The 17,669-nt window shown below is 61.8% G+C and carries 17 protein-coding genes; 7 read left to right on the forward strand and 10 right to left on the reverse strand.

Translation table 11 applies throughout. The features are described 5' to 3' along the window. Positions 1–76: 76 nt before the first annotated feature. The 8 genes from P6U24_RS32095 to P6U24_RS32130 all read right to left on the reverse strand — a co-directional run bounded on the left by P6U24_RS32095 (position 77) and on the right by P6U24_RS32130 (position 8,648). Positions 77–1,747 (reverse strand): TolC family protein, encoded by a 1,671-nt coding sequence (locus tag P6U24_RS32095; RefSeq protein WP_407156419.1) that lies wholly within the window; start codon positions 1,745–1,747, stop codon positions 77–79. A gap of 330 nt (positions 1,748–2,077) precedes the next feature. After that, the gene (locus tag P6U24_RS32100) at positions 2,078–2,485 is read right to left on the reverse strand and encodes a PilZ domain-containing protein (RefSeq protein ID WP_407156420.1); all 408 of its coding nucleotides are present in this window, start codon (positions 2,483–2,485) and stop codon (positions 2,078–2,080) included. Positions 2,486–2,525: 40 nt separating this feature from the next. Beyond that, entirely contained in the window at positions 2,526–4,010 is a 1,485-nt protein-coding gene (locus P6U24_RS32105; RefSeq protein WP_407156421.1) for a hypothetical protein, read from the reverse strand. A 26-nt stretch (positions 4,011–4,036) separates the two neighbouring features. Continuing rightward, a complete protein-coding gene (locus P6U24_RS32110; RefSeq protein ID WP_407156422.1) occupies positions 4,037–4,744 on the reverse strand; it encodes a hypothetical protein in 708 nt (235 codons plus the stop codon). 380 nt (positions 4,745–5,124) lie between these two features. Next, positions 5,125–6,432, reverse strand: a complete 1,308-nt coding sequence (locus P6U24_RS32115; RefSeq protein ID WP_407156423.1) for an MFS transporter — start codon at positions 6,430–6,432, stop codon at positions 5,125–5,127. Between the two features lie 60 nt (positions 6,433–6,492). Then, positions 6,493–7,356 (reverse strand): NAD-dependent epimerase/dehydratase family protein, encoded by an 864-nt coding sequence (locus P6U24_RS32120; RefSeq protein ID WP_407156424.1) that lies wholly within the window; start codon positions 7,354–7,356, stop codon positions 6,493–6,495. Positions 7,357–7,604: 248 nt separating this feature from the next. Beyond that, positions 7,605–8,303 carry a hypothetical protein gene (locus tag P6U24_RS32125; RefSeq protein ID WP_407156425.1) on the reverse strand — a complete coding sequence of 233 codons (699 nt, stop codon included), beginning with the start codon at positions 8,301–8,303 and terminating at the stop codon, positions 7,605–7,607. Between the two features lie 201 nt (positions 8,304–8,504). Further along, on the reverse strand, positions 8,505–8,648 hold the full coding sequence (locus tag P6U24_RS32130; protein ID WP_407156426.1) for a hypothetical protein: 144 nt from the start codon (positions 8,646–8,648) through the stop codon (positions 8,505–8,507). Between the two features lie 83 nt (positions 8,649–8,731). Between P6U24_RS32130 and P6U24_RS32135 the strand changes: the two genes are divergently transcribed. The 6 genes from P6U24_RS32135 (at position 8,732) to P6U24_RS32160 (ending at position 12,768) form a co-directional block, all read left to right on the forward strand. Next, positions 8,732–8,989: a hypothetical protein gene (locus P6U24_RS32135; protein ID WP_407156427.1), complete on the forward strand. Its 258-nt coding sequence runs from the start codon at positions 8,732–8,734 to the stop codon at positions 8,987–8,989. Further along, the gene (locus P6U24_RS32140; RefSeq protein WP_407156428.1) at positions 8,986–9,153 is read left to right on the forward strand and encodes a hypothetical protein; all 168 of its coding nucleotides are present in this window, start codon (positions 8,986–8,988) and stop codon (positions 9,151–9,153) included. Before P6U24_RS32135 ends, P6U24_RS32140 begins: the two co-directional genes overlap by 4 nt. 21 nt (positions 9,154–9,174) lie before the next feature. Further along, a complete protein-coding gene (locus tag P6U24_RS32145) occupies positions 9,175–9,588 on the forward strand; it encodes a hypothetical protein (RefSeq protein WP_407156429.1) in 414 nt (137 codons plus the stop codon). A gap of 147 nt (positions 9,589–9,735) precedes the next feature. Continuing rightward, positions 9,736–10,194 carry a MaoC family dehydratase gene (locus P6U24_RS32150; protein WP_407156430.1) on the forward strand — a complete coding sequence of 153 codons (459 nt, stop codon included), beginning with the start codon at positions 9,736–9,738 and terminating at the stop codon, positions 10,192–10,194. A gap of 355 nt (positions 10,195–10,549) precedes the next feature. Continuing rightward, the gene (gene metC, locus P6U24_RS32155; RefSeq protein WP_407156431.1) at positions 10,550–11,716 is read left to right on the forward strand and encodes a cystathionine beta-lyase; all 1,167 of its coding nucleotides are present in this window, start codon (positions 10,550–10,552) and stop codon (positions 11,714–11,716) included. A gap of 152 nt (positions 11,717–11,868) precedes the next feature. Continuing rightward, positions 11,869–12,768, forward strand: coding sequence for a DUF4399 domain-containing protein (locus P6U24_RS32160; RefSeq protein ID WP_407156432.1), 900 nt, complete (start codon positions 11,869–11,871; stop codon positions 12,766–12,768). 134 nt (positions 12,769–12,902) lie between these two features. Here P6U24_RS32160 and P6U24_RS32165 read toward each other — a convergent pair whose 3' ends face one another. Both P6U24_RS32165 and P6U24_RS32170 read right to left on the reverse strand, forming a co-directional pair. After that, a complete protein-coding gene (locus P6U24_RS32165; protein WP_407156433.1) occupies positions 12,903–13,844 on the reverse strand; it encodes an OmpA family protein in 942 nt (313 codons plus the stop codon). A 472-nt stretch (positions 13,845–14,316) separates the two neighbouring features. Further along, positions 14,317–15,768 (reverse strand): caspase family protein, encoded by a 1,452-nt coding sequence (locus P6U24_RS32170; RefSeq protein ID WP_407156434.1) that lies wholly within the window; start codon positions 15,766–15,768, stop codon positions 14,317–14,319. 162 nt (positions 15,769–15,930) lie between these two features. Between P6U24_RS32170 and P6U24_RS32175 the strand changes: the two genes are divergently transcribed. After that, entirely contained in the window at positions 15,931–17,643 is a 1,713-nt protein-coding gene (locus P6U24_RS32175) for an SUMF1/EgtB/PvdO family nonheme iron enzyme (protein ID WP_407156435.1), read from the forward strand. Positions 17,644–17,669: the final 26 nt, after the last annotated feature.

The raw sequence follows: 17,669 nt of genomic DNA on the forward strand, positions 1-17,669 counted from the left end.
TTGGGATATTACCGACCGCCGCTCGGATCGGTTCGGGCAACAGGCTCAACAATGCAGCAGACACCCGGGCATCTCGTTAGCCGGCCGGAGAGCGCACGGCCGTCTCGACCAGCGTTCCGACATTGCGCAGAATTCCGTAGGCGGCCCGAAGCTGCTCGTATTTGCCGTTGACGGCGTTCTTCTGCATGGTGAAGACGACCATGCGGCTGTCCAGCACCTCGAACACGGTGCGCTTGCCGGCCTTGAACTGCTCCAAATAAAGCGTGTTGGCTTTCTGCGCCGTGGCGATGCCCTGGATCGCCGATGCCTCCTTGATGCGATTGGCCGACAACGCCTGGTAGAAGCGCTTCAGATTGAGCTCGATGCCTTCCTTCTCATCCAGCGTCCGGAAGTCGTTGGCCTTCTTGTCCTCGCGGATCCGATCGGCCTGCGCTGCCATGATGCCGCCGTCGAACAGCTTGTAGGACACCATCACCATCAGGCGCGAATCCACGATGCCCTGGCTTGCCGCCGCATTGCCGATATAGTGCTTCACGAGCCCGTCGCCCTGCAGGTCCACGCGCGGCAATTGCTGCGCCTTCTGCGAGGCGAGCTGATAGTCGATCGAGGCGCCGTTCGCGCTCAGGGCGAGCAGCGACGGATTGGATTGCCTGGCCGCCGCGAGCGCAGGCTCATACGAGGCGGGAATGCGGGGCAGCGGCGGCGGCGATCGCCGGACCTGCGCCGGATCAAGCTTGGTGAGCCGGAAGAACTCGTCCTCCGCCGTCTTGAGCGAGGTCGTGATGTCGGTCCGCACCGCCTCCACCTCGATCACCTTGGACTTGATCCGGTTGACGTCGGCGACGGTGCCATTACCCTGGCTCTCGCTGAGCGTCACCAGCTTGGCAAACGCATTGTCGTCAGCGACGACCTGGTCGATCAGCGCAATCAGCTCGCGCTGCTCCAGCAGGTTGAAGTAGGCATTGGCAGTGCGCAGCGCGATGTCTTCCGCCTGGTCCGCCAGGCGAAGGCGCTCGGCATCAACAAGCGATTTGCTGCGCGCAATGTCCGCTTTCGCTGCACCGAAATCATAGACGAGTTGCCGCAGCGTCAATCCCGCGTCCGATCGCGAGCTGCCGGGAATGGCGACGTCGCTAAACTGCTGCGGATAATTCACATACGATCCGAGATAGGAGCCGCCGGAACCGCCGTAGACCTGGAGCTGCGGCTTGAGCGCACCTTGCGCGGTGCGGACGTCCGCGAGCGATCCCGTCACCTTGGCCGCCTGCGCGCCCATCAGCGGGTGGCTGAGCACAGCGGCTCCGACGGCTTCGCCGAGCAGAATTCCGCGTCCCTTCAGCGCGGGTTTGGCAATGTCATTCGAGCCTGGCCTTGCGATCTGCGGCGCTGATGGAGCGGCGATCGATGCCAGATTGCTCGAGGCGCTGGCGACCTGAGGATAGACCTCCTTTCGCTCGACGGCCGGTCCGACTGCGGATGTTGTTGCGACGTCAGCGGTCGTGGCCTGGGGCTCGGCCTTCCGGCTTTGCGCGCTTACCTCGGACGCAACCGGCCGTATCGCCGGCGGGCCGATGACCGCGGCATTGGCGTGGGCGACGGATTCCGGCGGGGGAGTCAGCGGATTGAGACGCACCACCGCGGTCAGGAACGGGCTGTTCGGCACCGAGGTCGTCACGCACGCCCCGAGCGGGACCGCCAGAAGCGAGAGCGCCGCGAGCCGCGCAACATCGGCGGATCGGCTGCGCATCCCCGCAACCCATGAGCACGCGTGAGCCATTACTCTGCCGGAACGGTCGGAGAAAGGTTTGCGGCGCGAGCACCGCGCAAGCACCCGTCGCGGACCATCCGCGGAAATTCAGAAACGACACTCATGGTTCACGACGCCAAAAATACGAACATCTACATCGTTGTTAATGCTCCATTATCGTTAATGCCGACTAAAACGTGGGCCATTCGCCCTACCATTTTCCGGATGGCCGTATAACTACGTAGTCACCCAAGGATGCGTTTGTCCGGGTAATATTATTATTAGTTGCAAATTCTGCTCGATATCGAGCATGAGCGAACTAATCGCGTGTTAGTTGCGCTTCGCAAGGAACGAATCAGCGACGTTGAAACCGTATTCGTCGATGATGCGATCGACCACGCTCTCTTCGATCTCACCGAAGAACTGGATGCCGTAGCCTTCGGGACGCACCGCGCGGATGCGGCCTTCGATCTCGAAGTACTCGGTATGGATGAGCACCACCTCGTTCACACGGTCCAGGACGAACATGGAGGCTTGCCGGAAGGTGCAGCCGCCGAGCGAGACCTCGAGCAGCGCGCCGTCGAACTCGGCGCCGATCTCGATGACTTTCATGGTGCCGATGAGGACGCAGGCATGACGGTTGTGGCGCCTGGAAAACGTCGGCTTCTTGCTCCTGCGAAGCTTTGGCAGCGAAAGCCGCGGCAGCCCGATCACGCTCCTGCTGGCTGCATTGCTCATCGGAAGGCTCCTGCTTCTCTCATCACGTCGCAGTCGGACATCAGTTGCTCGCAACCATGTCTCCGCGATCCGCCTGCTGCCGCCCGTCCGAATAGGCGGTCATCGATACGCCGGCATCGCGCTTGAGCCAGTCAAGGCTCGGCGAGAGCTCGGGCTCGACATCGGTGCGAATTTCGATCGGCAGATCGCCGCTCATTCCGGGAAGACGGTGCTCGGCGGGACGCCGCTGCGAAAACTGCGCGACGGCCTGCTCGAGCCGCTGCATCTGGTCGGCGACCGAGAGCCCCATCGGAGCGACCGCATCCTTGACCGCCTCTTGAATCCGCGTGCCCATGTCGTCGGTCAGGCGCGCCGACAATCGCTCCGACGTCTGCGCAGTCTGCTCGATGGCGTCACCCAGCCGCGCGGAGGTGTCGGCGTGCAATTGAGCAAACTGCCTGTGAGCTCCGGCAAGGTCGCTCACCATGCCCCGCGTCGCAGCCAATTCGGTGGTGACGGTGTGTGTCACGCCGCTCGTCAGCGCGTCGAGGCTGCTGCCGAGCTGCGAGAGGGTCTGCATCACGCCTTCCATCAGCCGGGCGTGATCCTCCTGCCTCGCCTGCAGGCTGTGCAACAGCCGGACCGCATCATCGAAGCTCGACGCAACTTTCGAGTAGTCGGCCATCATGGTCGCGGTCGCCAGCATCATCGAGCCGTCCACCGGCCCGTGGAAGCCTCTCGGCGCCATGGCCTCCTCGCGCTCCTGGTCCCCGATCTGCACGACGCCGGCCAGCCAGGATTCGAACTCGTGCTTCAACACGCCGGCCGCCTGCCCGGCCAGGCGATTGAGAAGGCCGACGATCAGCGAGCTGAACAGGCCGAACAGCGACGCCGCAAAGCCCGACGCCATGCCCTTGAGCGGCTCCTGCAAGGCGCCCAGAAGCTGCTGGAATGCATCCGCGCCCGCCGATCCGCCGCCGGTCGAGCTGGCCAGCGTGCCGATGATGCCGCCCATCGAGCCGACCATGTGCAGGAGGCCGATGAAGGTGCCGATCAGGCCCATGAACACCAGGAGGCCCGACATGTAGCCGAGCAGCGACTTCTCATCGTCGATGGTCTGGCTGATCTTGTGAACCAGCGTGTTCATCGTCTCGACGGAGATGCGGATCTTCTTGGTGCGCGCGAGCTCCTCGGTCACGAGGTCGTAGGCATGTCCCAGGAGTCGCGGCCGCCGGAACAGGCGTCCCGGCCGTGAGCAACGGTAATGGCGCCACAGCGGATCCGCCGCCTGCTCCGTGGGCCCCTTGCGGATGTCGTCCCACATCTCCTTCAGTGCGTTGAAGGCGATCACCTCGTTCTTGAGCTTCGAGACGAAGATGAAGGACATCACGATCGAGAACGCGAAAGCAGCCAGAATCGAACCGGTCACATAGACATGCGCAGCCACGCCTTCGGCGATGAACTCGTGCTGCCAGGCACTGACCAGCGCGATGATCGCAATCAATCCGATCATCTTGTTTCGGATCTGCGCGATTTGCTTTTCCATGACCCTGGTCCCTCGCCCGGCGCCGGCTAGTGGGCGCTGCCTGCGACGATCAGCTCGACCGTCATTCCCTTGGACTTGTCGGTGGTATCGTTGACGCTGATCCGAATGCTTTCCGGCTTGACCTTCGCGTCGACCAGCTGCTTGCGGGCGATCATCCCGCGGTAATAGGCAAGCCGCCGCGCTTCCGAAATGGCTCCTTCACCGGAATACGCATAGGCATTGACGACGACCGTCTGGCCAGCGGTGGCGCCCTGATTTTCGCCGATGAAGCTTGCGATCGACTGCGCCTGGTCGGCCTCGATCTTGAAGCTTCGGTCAGCGAAGCCAACCGTCAGTCGCGGCGCATCCGATGGCACGTCGATCGCAGCCTGAGACGGCTGCGTCTGTCGTGCGCTCATCCGCATGGTCGTTGGCCGGTCGTTCTCGGATTGAGTCGCGGCTTCAGGGATCGACTTGGCAGCCGGACTCTGGTCTGCGGCCGGAGCGGATTTCTGCAACCGATCGATCTGCGCGACCACGGCCTGCGTGAGCTGCTTGACGTCCGAGTCGGGTTTGACCTCGGCGTTGACGGCCTTGGCGATGGCTTCGATCGCCTTCTTCGACACGCTTTGCGACAGCACGAACACGGCCATTGCCAGCATCATCATGACGAAGGCCAGCACCTGCACCATGGACGTCAACGCATCGACGTACCCTGGCCAGTAATTTTCACCTTCCTCCGAGCCGTGCGACATGGAATGGCCGTCGTATCCTCACGATGCCAGATCCGAACGCATCGGCTCCCTGTGATTAAATCAGAATTGTTACTAATGGGTGCAGGCGGCTCGAAGCAAATCCATCCTGCGGTATCATGATCTCGACGGGATGGACGGAATGCCCTCATCTGCGCTGGTTCGCCTGATGACGGCGAGAGTCGCGCAGTTGCTACAGGTGCTAATTGAGCGCACCAGGAAGCCGCGGCTGCCTCCGCTCACCTCGCCCCTTCCAATCTTTGGGGGCACGAACGAATTCAACTCATTCGCCCGGAGCAAGCTTACGCCGGGCGAATCTGATGGCGACGACCCTACGACCATCGCGAACGATGACAACCCGTGTGGTTGTCCGGAGCGCGACCTCAACCGACCGACACCAGCCCCTCGTCTGCCGTAACGATCGCGGCTCTCGTCCGCGGCAAAACGAAGTGGATGATCGCGGTAGCAACCACGTAGACGCTGGCACAGACGAAGAACACCACTGTGTAGTTATTCCCGGTCGCGTCGAGCACCCGGCCGACAGCCGCGGCAGAAAATGCTCCCGCCAGGGAACTGATGCCGCCTCCGAGCCCGACCGCGGAGGCGACGGCTCCGCGCGGCATGGTGTCGGACACCAGCGTGAACAGGTTGGCTGAAAATCCCTGGTGAGCGGCCATGGCAACGCCGATCAGGACGACCGCGGCCCACATGCTGTCCAGCTGCGGCGCAAGGAAAACCGGCACGGTGCAGGCTGCGCAGACGAGCAGCGTGATCTTGCGGGCGGTGAACACATCCATGCCGCGCTTGATCAGGGTCGACGAGATCCAACCGCCGGCGATCGAGCCGGCATCCGTAAGCAGGTAGATGACGACGAGCGGCAAGCCCACGGCAAACAACGTGACGTGAAACTTGCTATTAAGGAAGCTCGGAACCCAGTTGTTGTAGAACCACCAGGCGGGATTGGTGAGCACGCCGCCGACGATGTAAACCCACGTTCCGGGATAAGCCAGCAGCTTGACCCACGGGACCTTGTCTGCGGCGACTTCCGGGTCGCTGTTGATGTAGGCGAGTTCGCTCGGCGACACCCGAGGGTGCTCGGCGGGGCTGCGATAGACGATCAGCCAATACGCCACCCAAACCAGACCGATCGCCCCGGTCACATAGAAAGCGGCTTGCCAGCCAGCCAGGCTGACGACCAATGCGCCGATCAGCGGTGCCAGCATCGCGCCGACGTTGCTGCCGCTGTTGAAAATACCAGTGGCGAGCGCGCGGTCACGCACCGGAAACCAGGTAGCGATCGTCTTGATGCAGGTCGGGAAGTTGCCGCCCTCCCCAAGGCCGAGCACAAGGCGGGCGACCATGAAGCCGGCGACGGACGCAACCATGCCATGCGCCATCGACGCCAAGCACCACAGCACCGCGGCGACGGCAAGGCCGTAGCGAATCCCGATCTTGTCGGTAAGCCAGCCCATGCCCGCATAGCCGATCGCATAAGCGAACGAAAAGAAGAAGATGATATTGCCGAAATCGGTTTCGCTGAAATGCAGATCGCCCTGAATCGTCGGCTTGAGCACGCCAAGGATGTTGCGATCCATGTAGTTGATGGTCGTAATGAGGAACAGCAATCCGCAAACGACCCATCGGTAGCGCGTGGAGGCCTTGGTGAAGGCCTTTAGGTCTTGCGTATTCATTTAAGTCCTCCCTGAAATCGCCCCTTGGATTTGGCGTGTTTTGGCCGCGCGGCTGCGGTGTCAGCAGCCGCGGGGTCGCTGATCCCGCGGCGTGTAGTCAAAAGCAGCGAAGCTGCCGCCCTGATATCGCTGGCCGACCACGTCAAGCGGGTTCTGCTGCCGCATGATGTCAGACGCGAATTCCTCGGAATTCTGCATGGGCCGGTAACCGAGAGCCTCGCAGCCCGTCGGCGTCCAATAGCTCCGGGAATTGTTTGATACGCCCCATGCAGTGATGAAACCGACATTCGGCGTCTTGATGCAGCAATTGATGAACCGCAAGAGATCTTCGAAGCCGAACCAGGTGCTGAGGTGGCGGAATTCGGTCGGCCGCTCGAGCGCACTTCCGATCCGTACGCATATGCTCTCGATGCCGTGCTTGTCCCAATAGAGGCGGGCTAGGCCCTCGCCCCACATTTTGCTGAGGCCGTACAAGCCGTCGGGGCGATAGTCGCAATCAAGCGTGAGCCGTTCATTCGTCTTGTGCATGCCGACCGCATGATTGGAGCTGGCGAATACCACGCGTTTCAAACGGTGGCGTCGCGCCCCTTCATACACCTCGTGGAGCGCGAACAAATTGTTCTGAACGATTTCAGGCAAGGGCCGCTCTACGCTGGTGCCCGCCATATGGATCAGAACGTCGACGCCCTGCAGCAGCCGATCGACGACGTCGGGATCACGGAGGTCGCCGTGCGTCAGATCCTCCTCGGGATGAAGCGGCTCGAGCGGCTGAAGGCCGGCCGAGCGGAGGGCAATACCCTGAGCGAGCAAGCACCGGCGTAAGAATTGGCCGAGCTGTCCATCGGCGCCTGACAGCGCAACCTTGGTCATGTCTGGTCCGCCCTCGTGCGACTGGCGGCGATGAATCGCGTAAGCCCCCGACATTGGGCGCCCGGCATTTCCCTCGCCTCCAGCTCGACCCCGGTAATTTCCCCGGGCCGTTTTCTGCTTGGAACAAAGGACCTCTAGAAGACATTCCTTGCGGGATCGACATGCTATTGAGCATCGATCAATTCAATTTGTGCATTGAAGGCGAGTGCGCGATCGCGCGGATGGCGACCGCCAACACGCGAATGGCATTTCGAAAGCCGGAGGTGCTTGTGAGCATCCCGGGACGCGCAGCGCCTTTCGCGTCAGAGATAGAGGAAACCGCGTCGACTGGACTCTTTGTCCAGGGGATAATCCTGCTCGATGCTCAATGCACCTCCATCGAGCCCGGGAATGAAGAGCTGATGAACCCGGCGCGCGGCAATCTCGTTTTGTTGCGGCATCCTGACGGCGGGACCGCCATCATTCGCTTTCGTCACAACCGAATTGGCGAGGCCGCGCCAGGCGAGGAGCGGCGCCACCGCTCTGGCGCGGATCAACAGCGTCGCGTCGCTCCACTCCGGCGGCACCAGGCAAAGGTAGCGCAGCGCCACCCCAACCGAGAGGTCATGAACCTGCGCGAAGTTGAAGAGCTTCTCAAAAGCGGCCTGCTCCATCCACCACGCACCGCCGGCGACGCGATGCACCCCCGCGGTAATATTGCCGAACCGAAACAGTGTCGTGCCCGGCGCGATCTCGAAGCGTGTCGGCGCGATGATGCCGCCGGTCTGGGCATAAGCCAGGACATTGCCGCGGTGATCGACGATGGCGTTGGACGTCCGCAAGTCCATGCCTTCCGCCATCATGCGGCTGCTCGGTTTGTTGAAGGCCGCCTGATTCCGAAAAGCCATGACACCCTCCCATGCGCGGCATCGTCGATCAGTCAATTGCTGCAATGCCGGACCGACGTGATCCGAACCGCAGCGATGATGATTAGAACCGACCTTTTGGCTTATTTCGGGCACGACATTGCCAATCGCCCGCCCGTCATCGAAATTGGGAGTGGCCCTGACATTGACAACGAGTTTCCGATAAGTCCGCTTTTCGGTGGCGCGAGGTTGGTCGACCGGCGCAGCAGGCTACGCCGGTCGGGACTTCGAAAGCCCGGCTCTTTTTCGAGAACGATGCCGATGAAAGGATCGGTGCGCGACTGCCGAACTGATCGATCAGAAGGCGTGACTGTCCGGCTGCCAGTGATCGAACAGCCCCCAAAACCCAATCCGCTTCGTCTTGTAGACTGCGTCGCTCTGCAGGCCACCGAACCAGGCTCCAAGATTGCCCGCGTAGAGCGCCGGCTGCTCCAAGTTCATGGAATGCCCCACTCCAGGCGGCCTCCATCAGGGCCCCGACCTTGATCCTCAATGGCGAGTTCGATTTTCTCACGCCGCGTTCGTTGCACGAGACCTTGCGGGTTCATATTGCCGACAGTGCCCTGGTGATCGTCCCGCGCGCCTATCACGCCTTCACGCTCGAGAAACCCGAACTGGCAGCGGATTTGCTCGCGACTTTCGCCGAGGACGTGCTGGCCAAGCGATGGGCGGGAAAGCAATCTGTCTGGATCGCGCCGGAAACGGCAGGTGGCGCGCTGATCCCCTTTCCCGCCGGACAGGATCATCTGCGCGCCATTCCGCGTGCGACGGTGCTCGCGTGAGCCCGTTCCTCGGTCCGCTGGACGCGAGCGGCCGCGTGCCGCCGCGCCAGCAGACCCGCATTGCGGCATTCCTCGTCTCGGCCCACGGCGCCCTGGCGCGGCAACTGGCCTTCACGCTGTACGGGCCGTTGAATGCGGGCTGGCAGACCGAGCTCAACGCCTAATTCTATCGCGAGACGGAAATCGTGGCGCTGCTGCTGCGCACGACATCCTGGGTCTTCGATCCCGAACTACTGGTGCTCTCCGCCTCGTGGGAGGCCGCTTGGCTGCCGCAGCCGCTCATTGGCCTGCCCGACCCGATCATCGCGCGCGTGGTCGACGTCGCAGCGCTCGGTCACGCCGTGCATGCGACGATCCGCCCAGCCGCGCTATTGCCGGACCCAGTCCTGGCGGAAGACCCCTTCGTGATGGCGCTCCGCCGTATCGAATTCGAGAACGGCCGCATCATGCAGGCGCAGATTATTTTCCTGAAAGGACAGGATCTTCTTCCCTGCCGCGAGGCGGTCAGCGCGGCAGTCGAGGGCCGACATGTCCAGGTCCGCAAGCTCTGGTCGGACATGCTGGCCGGCATAGGCGTGGGCAACGACAAGGCGGTGTGAGACCGCGCGGACATTGACCCAAATCAAAGTCCGCCGCTCTACAGGCCCCACGCTGCCGCGAGGCTACAGAGCCTGCCATGAAAGCAGTCTCCGTGCAGGAAGCGAAAATGAAAATCTGACGCTCTGCGTCGTCTGGAGTGCACGGCCATGCGGATATTCAACGGCTTTGATGACATAAAGGCAGCCGTCGGGACCGAAGTGGGTGTCAGCGACTGGATCGAGATCACGCAGGATCGCATCAACAAATTCGCGGAAGCAACCTGCGACGAGCAGTGGATCCACGTCGACCAGGATCGTGCGAAACAAGAACTTCCGGGCGGCAGGACCATCGCGCATGGACTGCTCTCGCTCAGTCTCGCGCCGATGTTCATCCGCTCCGTGATAGGGCTCAAGGGGCTGAAGAACACGCTGAACTATGGCGCAGACCGCATCCGCTATCTTGCCCCGGTTCCGGCGGGATCGCGTCTGCGTGGACGCACCAGCGTTGCCGAGATCGAGGATGTTCCGCCCAATGGCCTGCGGGTCAATTATCAACTCGTGATCGAGATCGAAGGCGGCCAACGTCCGGCTTGCGTAGCCGAACTGATCGCGCTGCACATCCGCTGACATGTTGTGCTTTAGCCGATATACGACCTCCGCTACCGCTATTCATGACACTGCCGTGATGAGCTGGACATCCGAGATTGGGGCGCGTGGAAGGAAAGCCAGCCGGTGAAGGAAAATCGTCGAATTGTTTCGTCACGCCGGCGACCGCGGCCACGGGCGATGGATGCATTCTCGATTTGTCCGAAGCGTGCCGGCAGAAATTCGGTCTTCAATGGCGGTCCGCGTCATCTGAGCGAATGGCGCGGGAAGTGAACTCCATGTGCCCCTATAACTGAAACACATAGCCTGATGCCTTTATTTCAATTGCAGGCACCCGCCGGTTCGTTAGCCTCAGTCACCCCGGACTGAGGTTTCCATGCACGACCTGACCCGCTGCGTTCAGCACCCCGCCGTTTCCCACGAAGGATTTGCCTCGCTGGCAGTCCCGACCTATCGCGCCTCCACAATCGTCTACGATGATCCGCAATCTTTCGCGCGGCGAGCGGAGCGCGGCCTCGACGGCTATACGTATGGGCTGCACGGCACGCCGACGACCCGGACGCTCGAGGCACAGCTCACCGACCTTCACGGCGGTGTCCGCACGGTGCTGGTGCCATCGGGACAGGCCGCGGTCGCGGTGACGATGCTGGCCGTACTGCTGCCGGGGCAAAAAGTCCTGATCCCCGATACCGTGTATCCGCCAGTGCGCCGCCTCTGCGAAGACTATCTGGCGCCGCGCGGCATCGAATTTGCGATTTACGATCCGCTGATCGGTGACGGCATCGCCGGCATCATCGATTCCAAGACCCACCTGATCTGGATGGAATCGCCGGGCTCGGGAACGATGGAGGTGCAGGACGTCCCGGCGATCGCGGCGATCGCGCGAGCCAAGGGCGTGCTGACCGGCTGCGATAATACCTGGGCCAGTCCGCTGCTGTTCAAGCCGCTAGCCCACGGCGCGGATTTCGCGGTGGAAGCGCTGACCAAATATGTCGGCGGCCATTCCGACCTGCTGCTCGGCTCGATCACGGTGAAGGATCTCTCCTTGCGCAAGGCGCTCAAGGATGTGCTGCGCATGCTCGGCATCGGCGTCTCGCCGGACGAGGCCGCGCTGGCTCTGCGCGGCATCGAGACCATGGGCGTTCGCATGGCGCATGCCGGACGCGTCGCCAAGGATTTCGCCGAACGGCTGCAGGCCTCGCCCGTGGTAAGCCGGGTGTTGCATCCGGCCCTGCCCTCTTGTCCCGGCCATGAGATGTGGAAGCGGGACTTCGCGGGATCGAGCGCGGTGTTCAGCATCGTCGTGAAGCCCGAGTTCAAGGATCGGGTCTATCCGGCCATGGCAGCGCTTCGCGTGTTTGCGATCGGCGCATCCTGGGGCGGCACGCACAGCCTGATCGCCCCGATGAACGTCGAAAGCGACCGCAGCGTACGGCCGTGGGACGCGTCGGAATCCCTGCTGCGCATCAGCATCGGTCTTGAAGAGCCCGGCGAGCTCTGGGCCGATCTTGCGAGCTTTCTTGCTGCGATCGCCGCAACCTGACATCCGCCATTCTAACGTCCCGATCACCTGTGCTGATTGCCGAATCTGATCCGCGGTACTGACCGTCAGAATCCGATTTACTTGGCGTGGCAAATCGATATCGTTCCGGAGTTGATTGAAAACGCCCGGCGCGCGCCATTGAGGAGATTGCAATGGAACGACGAGCATCGACTTTGTTCGTTTGTTTGCTGTTTGGTCTGTTTATACTGAAAGACACTGCGAACGCCCAGGCCCAAACCGGCGGGCCTACGCCGTCGCCGCCAGGCGCCGCCGTTTACTTCGTCGGATTGAAGGATGGCGATACGATACCGCCCAAAACCACGATCCATTTCGGCCTGCGCGGCATGGGGGTGGCGCCTGCGGGCTCCGACCGGGCGAACTCCGGACATCACCATCTGATCATCGACGCTCCGACCCCGCCGCTCAATGCCGAGATCCCAAGCGACTCCCAGCATCTCCATTTCGGATCAGGCCAGACCGAAACCGATTTGACTTTGACGCCAGGAGAGCACACGCTTCAGCTCGTGTTCGGCGACAAGAACCACGTTCCGCACAATCCGCCGATCGTGTCCGACCGCATCAAGGTCAAAGTTGCGGAGCAGGCATCGGCTCCGCCTCCGCAGGCTTCATCCAGCGGCGGCCGGAAGCTCTCTCCCAAGGATGCCAAGGTTTATTTCATCTATCCGACCGATGGCGCCTATATCAAACCGAACACGGTCGTTCGCTTCGGCCTGCTCAATATGGGCGTCGCCCCGGCAGGCTTGGACAAGCCGAATACAGGTCACCATCATCTGCTGATCGATGCCAATCTGCCTCCGCTCGACCAACCCATACCTAACGACCTCAATCACGTTCACTTCGGCGCCGGCCAGACCGAGGCCAAGATATCGCTGTCGCCCGGCAAGCACACATTGCGGCTGTTGTTCGCGGATGCGAGCCATATTCCGCACGACCCGCCCGTTTACTCGGAAGCCATCAACGTCACGGTGACGCCCACCGGTCGCCCGCCACACAGGCCTCGACGGCATCATCATCGGCGGCTGGAGCACTGAGCAGAGATCGACTTATCCGGAGGATGAATCCGGCAAGTCATCCCGCGGCAGCCCTTGGGAGCCAAGGCGGGCTGACTTCCGAACTCCAACCCGATCGCGGCCGGGCCGCGCACCACAGTTTTGACCCGACCGATTCAACAGCGCCGCACATTGAAGTCGACGCGACGATCGATCGCGTCACTGGCGTCGTCACGCCCCGTGCCGACGATGGCTTCTTTCGATCCGACCCCGATCGCCGTCAGTCGGCCAGACAGCGCGGGCGATGCGCTCTGCAGCAGATCCTTGATGAATTGCGCGCGCAGGACGGAAAGACGTTCATTGACCTGCACAGGACCCGTGGTCGACGTGTGGCCGACCACATCGATGCAGGAATCGCGCTGCATCGCACGGGTGGCGATCTGACTTAACCACATTGGATAAGGCGCCGTGATCTCGGGATCGTCGAGGAACTTGGTCGTCCCTGGCTTGAACAGGAGCCGCACGGACAATCGGTTTCCAGCCAGGCTGTAGTCGACCAGCCGGCCAAAGGCCTCCGTCGCGTCCACTCTGCGATTCAGCTTCCAGTTGGACAGATAGATACCGGAGCGAACGCGCAATTGATCGCCTCCGGGCATCTCGAGTGCCGTGCGATAGTAGGCCAGCGCCTCCCGATAGCGCTTGTCGTCGTATTCCAGGATGGCATCGCTGACAAAGGCAGAGGTTGCGATCCGCTCGACATAGACGGGATCCAGGCGGTCACCCGGCTTCGACCCCTGGCAGGCCTTGATATAGGTGTTTGTTGCCGGATCATTCGCCCAGACCGGACTGTCCGCAAACGCTGGAGACGGCGTGACATCAATGGCCTCGGGCTTGGCGCGAGCAACACCCTTCGACACGATGCTCCCGCTGCGCAAATCGGCCAGCGCCAGGCACACCCTGTAGGCATCGCGCACGCCGTCGGGCGCGCCCGCGTTGTTGATGGCCGTCAGCGTGCCGATGAGAACCAATGGAGACCGCGCCAGCGTCTCGCTCGAAAACGGTTGGACGACAAAGCGCGGAAAGGACGTGCTGATGACATCCTTGATCCGCTCCTGCATGAGCCGGGTTGCCGAGGATTGGGAACCGCTCGCACCATCGATCAAGGGATCGATGACGAGCTCGACCTTGGCCGGCGCCGGCGGCAAGACGGCCTTGGACAGCAGATCGTTGGCCGCCCGCAGCACCGCGTCCTCAAACGGAATTGGCGTTGGCGGCGGCTGGGCAGGAGCCGGCGCAGGCGGCGCCGTTTGCGGGCTTGGCGTCCCCTGTGCGAGAGCCAGCGGGGCTGCCGCGCAAAAGAGACTGGCCGCGCAAAGGAGCTGAGGCAGAAGAGCCTGGCGATCAAACATCATTCATATCCTCAAACGGAGCCCGGCGCGTGCCCGGCTCTGACATTCGGATCGGTTTGCCGCGGGCTCGTCCATGAATGTCGGAGCCTTTGGACACCAGCGAAATCATGATCTCGTGCGGTCTGGATGACGTTCTTAAATCTCCCCCGGCCACGCTGAAGCGAATGTCAAATCCATCGCACTAGCGACACAGCCGAAGCGCCGACCGATCGGCGTCGGTGATGTCCCCCAATTGAGCGCGGGCGGTGAGATCCTGACAACTTGCCGCCGACCGCGTTGTGGGAGCAGCGCGGGTCTCGCTTGCAATGGCCGGCGATCGCCCATTTTCTCTCCAGATGCGCTGCTCGGCCCGCGCGCGGTCCGACTGCGTCTTCATCAACTTGTCCTGCAACGCCCGTTCCAAGGACGCCCGTTCCTCTTCGAGCCTCTTCTTGTTGGCTTCGAGCGCGGAGACCTGCATTGCAAGCCGGTCTTGCTCTCTTCTTTCCGCTTCCGGAGCGGCGGCGACCGCAGCCGGCTGATCGCCAGAGCCGGCCTTCTTGTCCTTATCGGCTGCGATCGATTCGTTGCGCTGCCTGATCTGCTTCAGCTCGTTGCTCGCCTTCCGAAACCCCTCTTCGGCCTGATCGAGCTCCCGCCGGAGCTGCTGCTCCTTCTCCTGGTATTCCCGGATCAGTCGTTCTCGCTCGCCGGCAATTTCCAGAACATCGATCCGGGCCTGCGCGGCGCCCACAAGAGTGCTGGACGGATATTTGGATATGAACTCCTTGAGCGCAGCCGCATTCGCTGATGGTCCCAGTCTTTTCCACGCATCGATGTCGCTCTCGTGCTGATTCAAGTAGAATTCTCCGAGCAGCGAGACGGACAGTTCGGGCGTTTGCTGCCCCTGAGTATTGCGATTCACCTCGATGGCAACGCGTCGAAACAACGTTCCCACCTCGAGGCCCGGCTCCTGCAGCTCGCGCAGCAGCGCCTGCGTGAAGGGACTGTTGCGGCCTGAACCATCAGCCGCAATCATGTTGGCCTGGGTGGAATAGGCGATCAGCATGCCCTGTGTTCGTTCGATCCGGGCAAGGCCTCTCGTGACCTCCCCGCCACGCGTGCCGTTTCGCTGCGCGAGGCTCTTCGTGAACGGATTGCTGCGACAAGCGTCCAGAATGAGCAGTCGCGTTCCCGTCGAATAGGAAAGGGCTTCGATCACGTCGTCGAGCTTGACGAGGTCAAACGGCATGATCGAATTGCCGTCGACCGGGGTGTCGATCGGAACGAGATAATTCTGCCCGTCCATCTGCAAGCCGTGACCGGAGTAGTAGAACAGGGCTGCGTCGGAGCCTTTCAATTTCTGCGCAAAGCGCGCCAGGGCCACCCGCATGGCCCGGCCATCGAGATTGCGACCATCAAGCACGTCGAATCCCAGACGCTGCAATTGTTGGGAAATGTCGTCGGCATCATTGCCGCTGTTCCGCAGCGCCGGCGCGTTCAGATAGGTCGCATTTCCGACGACGAGCGCGACGCGGCCTTGGGCGTGCACCTTCCCAGGATTCAGTGACGCCGCGAGGATAAGGATCAACAGAAAAATAGAGCGCAAGCCAATAACCTTCACGACCGCCCCGATGCCGTTGCCGCCGATCAATGAAACGTTCGAAACGTAGGACCAATTCGGCTTGTCCGCAACTTATTGCTGCCGATGGATCAGCATATTAAGTTGATCCGGATTGGCGGTTATTTCAGACTATCTCAGACATCCATTTGTGCATTGCAAAGATGGTAATTGGTGCAGCTTAGGCGTAGGCTCATGGCATTTTTGAATGGAAACCGCGCATTAGTCCTGTTCTTGACCCTGGCGGCAATCTTTTCGTTGCTCGAGGTGACTTCCACGGCGGCGCAGGACGCAACGGTGTCATCGCCGGGAAAGCGGGTCGGGCTTGTTATTGGCAACGACGCGTATCCATCGTCGCCCATCAGTACGGCGATCGCCAGCGCCAAGGCGATGGCGGCGCTTCTGCATGATGGCGGGTTCGACATCGTCTATGCGGAGGATGCCAAGCGCGCGGAGATCCAGGCTGCGATCAAGCAGTTCAGCCAGAAGCTCCAGGCAGGTGACACGGCATTTGTGTATTTCGCAGGTCACGCGGTTCAGAGCCAGGATCGAAATTTTTTGGTGCCTGTCGACGCGACCATTTCGTCGGACGCAGATGTACGCTCTCAGGCAGTCGATGTTGATCTCATCCTTGATCCCCTGATCGTGGATCGGCCCAAGGGGGCCGTGGTCATTCTCGATGCAACAAGGAACAATCCTTGGCAAAGGAGGATATCGCCCCAGACGAACGGCCTTGCGAATGTGAGCGCCATCCACGGCATAACCCAGGTCTATCCGGCGGCGCCCGGCCAGACCGTCGATGACCAGAAGGGAACCCAGGGCCTCTTCGCGAGCGAGTTCGTCAAGGCGGCCAAGGTTTCGGGCCGGACGTTCAAGGAGGCCTTCGGCCTCACCCAGGCGGCCGTGGCGAAGGCGACGCGAAACAAGCAGGTGCCTTGGGAAAGTTCGGTTGATACTGCCGACTTCGTCGTCATGCCGAATCCCGAGCAGAGGGGGGTCCAGGCGGTCCGTTCTCCTCCCGCAGCGCCCTTGGAGCAGGGTTTTTGGGATACCATCAAGGATAGCGCCAACGCGGCCGACTTTCAGGCCTACCTCGATTCCTATCCGAACGGCGCCTTCGCGTCCGCGGCGCGTGAGCGGCTTCAAGGCATCCTCTCCAAGGGCGCCGAAAAGCTCGCGTCGATGGCCAGCGAGCCGCCCGCTCCCATCCGAGACTGCCCCGAATGCCCGGAGCTTGTGTCGATCCCAGCCGGCCGCTTCATGATGGGCTCCACCGATAGTCCGATCGAAGGACCACCTCATGAAGTCTCAATTCGAAAGCCGTTCTACATCGGACGCTTCGAAGTGACCTACGACGAATGGGATGCGTGCGTCGCGGATAAGGGCTGCACATACCGGCCGGACGATCGAGGTCTTGGGCGCGGCCGTCGGCCTGCGACCAACCTGGATTGGAACGACGCCAAGAGCTACATCGCCTGGTTGTCGCACAAGAGTGGAAAGACCTACCGCCTTCCGACGGAAAGCGAGTGGGAATATGTTGCAAGGGCATCGACGACGTCGGCCTATTGGTGGGGACGCGCCTTCGAAAAGGATCGAGCAAACTGCCTGGGCTGCACCAGCGTGCCTCACAACAGCACGATCGAGGTGGGGTCATTCAAGCCCAACGGCTTCGGCGTCTATGACATGGCCGGCAACGCCGCAGAATGGGTGGAGGATTGCTGGACCGAGGGCTATCGCGGTGCGCCCAATGACGGCGCGGCTCTGATAAAACCAGCATGCGCGGAGCGCGTGCTCCGTGGCGGCGCGTACAACAACGACCCCAAATACGTACGGTCAGCGGCGCGGTTCAAATACGACTACGACGTCCGGTATTCTTCAAATGGATTCCGGGTCGCTCGGGACAAATAGCGGCTGCATGACGGGTCGGCGTGCCT

The organism is Bradyrhizobium sp. STM 3557, from assembly GCF_045571465.1.
Classification (GTDB): domain Bacteria; phylum Pseudomonadota; class Alphaproteobacteria; order Rhizobiales; family Xanthobacteraceae; genus Bradyrhizobium.

Bases quoted from the DNA above. Each gene is read 5' to 3' on its own strand.
- P6U24_RS32105 (WP_407156421.1), bottom strand. From the start codon at position 4,010: ATGGAAAAGCAAATCGCGCAGATCCGAAACAAGATGATCGGATTGATT.
- P6U24_RS32120 (WP_407156424.1), bottom strand. From the start codon at position 7,356: ATGTCGGGGGCTTACGCGATTCATCGCCGCCAGTCGCACGAGGGCGGA.
- P6U24_RS32150 (WP_407156430.1), top strand. From the start codon at position 9,736: ATGCGGATATTCAACGGCTTTGATGACATAAAGGCAGCCGTCGGGACC.
- P6U24_RS32115 (WP_407156423.1), bottom strand. From the start codon at position 6,432: ATGAATACGCAAGACCTAAAGGCCTTCACCAAGGCCTCCACGCGCTAC.
- P6U24_RS32130 (WP_407156426.1), bottom strand. From the start codon at position 8,648: ATGAACTTGGAGCAGCCGGCGCTCTACGCGGGCAATCTTGGAGCCTGG.
- P6U24_RS32175 (WP_407156435.1), top strand. From the start codon at position 15,931: ATGGCATTTTTGAATGGAAACCGCGCATTAGTCCTGTTCTTGACCCTG.
- metC (WP_407156431.1), top strand. From the start codon at position 10,550: ATGCACGACCTGACCCGCTGCGTTCAGCACCCCGCCGTTTCCCACGAA.
- P6U24_RS32095 (WP_407156419.1), bottom strand. From the start codon at position 1,747: ATGCGCAGCCGATCCGCCGATGTTGCGCGGCTCGCGGCGCTCTCGCTT.
- P6U24_RS32100 (WP_407156420.1), bottom strand. From the start codon at position 2,485: ATGAGCAATGCAGCCAGCAGGAGCGTGATCGGGCTGCCGCGGCTTTCG.
- P6U24_RS32110 (WP_407156422.1), bottom strand. From the start codon at position 4,744: ATGTCGCACGGCTCGGAGGAAGGTGAAAATTACTGGCCAGGGTACGTC.
- P6U24_RS32165 (WP_407156433.1), bottom strand. From the start codon at position 13,844: ATGCAGGAGCGGATCAAGGATGTCATCAGCACGTCCTTTCCGCGCTTT.
- P6U24_RS32160 (WP_407156432.1), top strand. From the start codon at position 11,869: ATGGAACGACGAGCATCGACTTTGTTCGTTTGTTTGCTGTTTGGTCTG.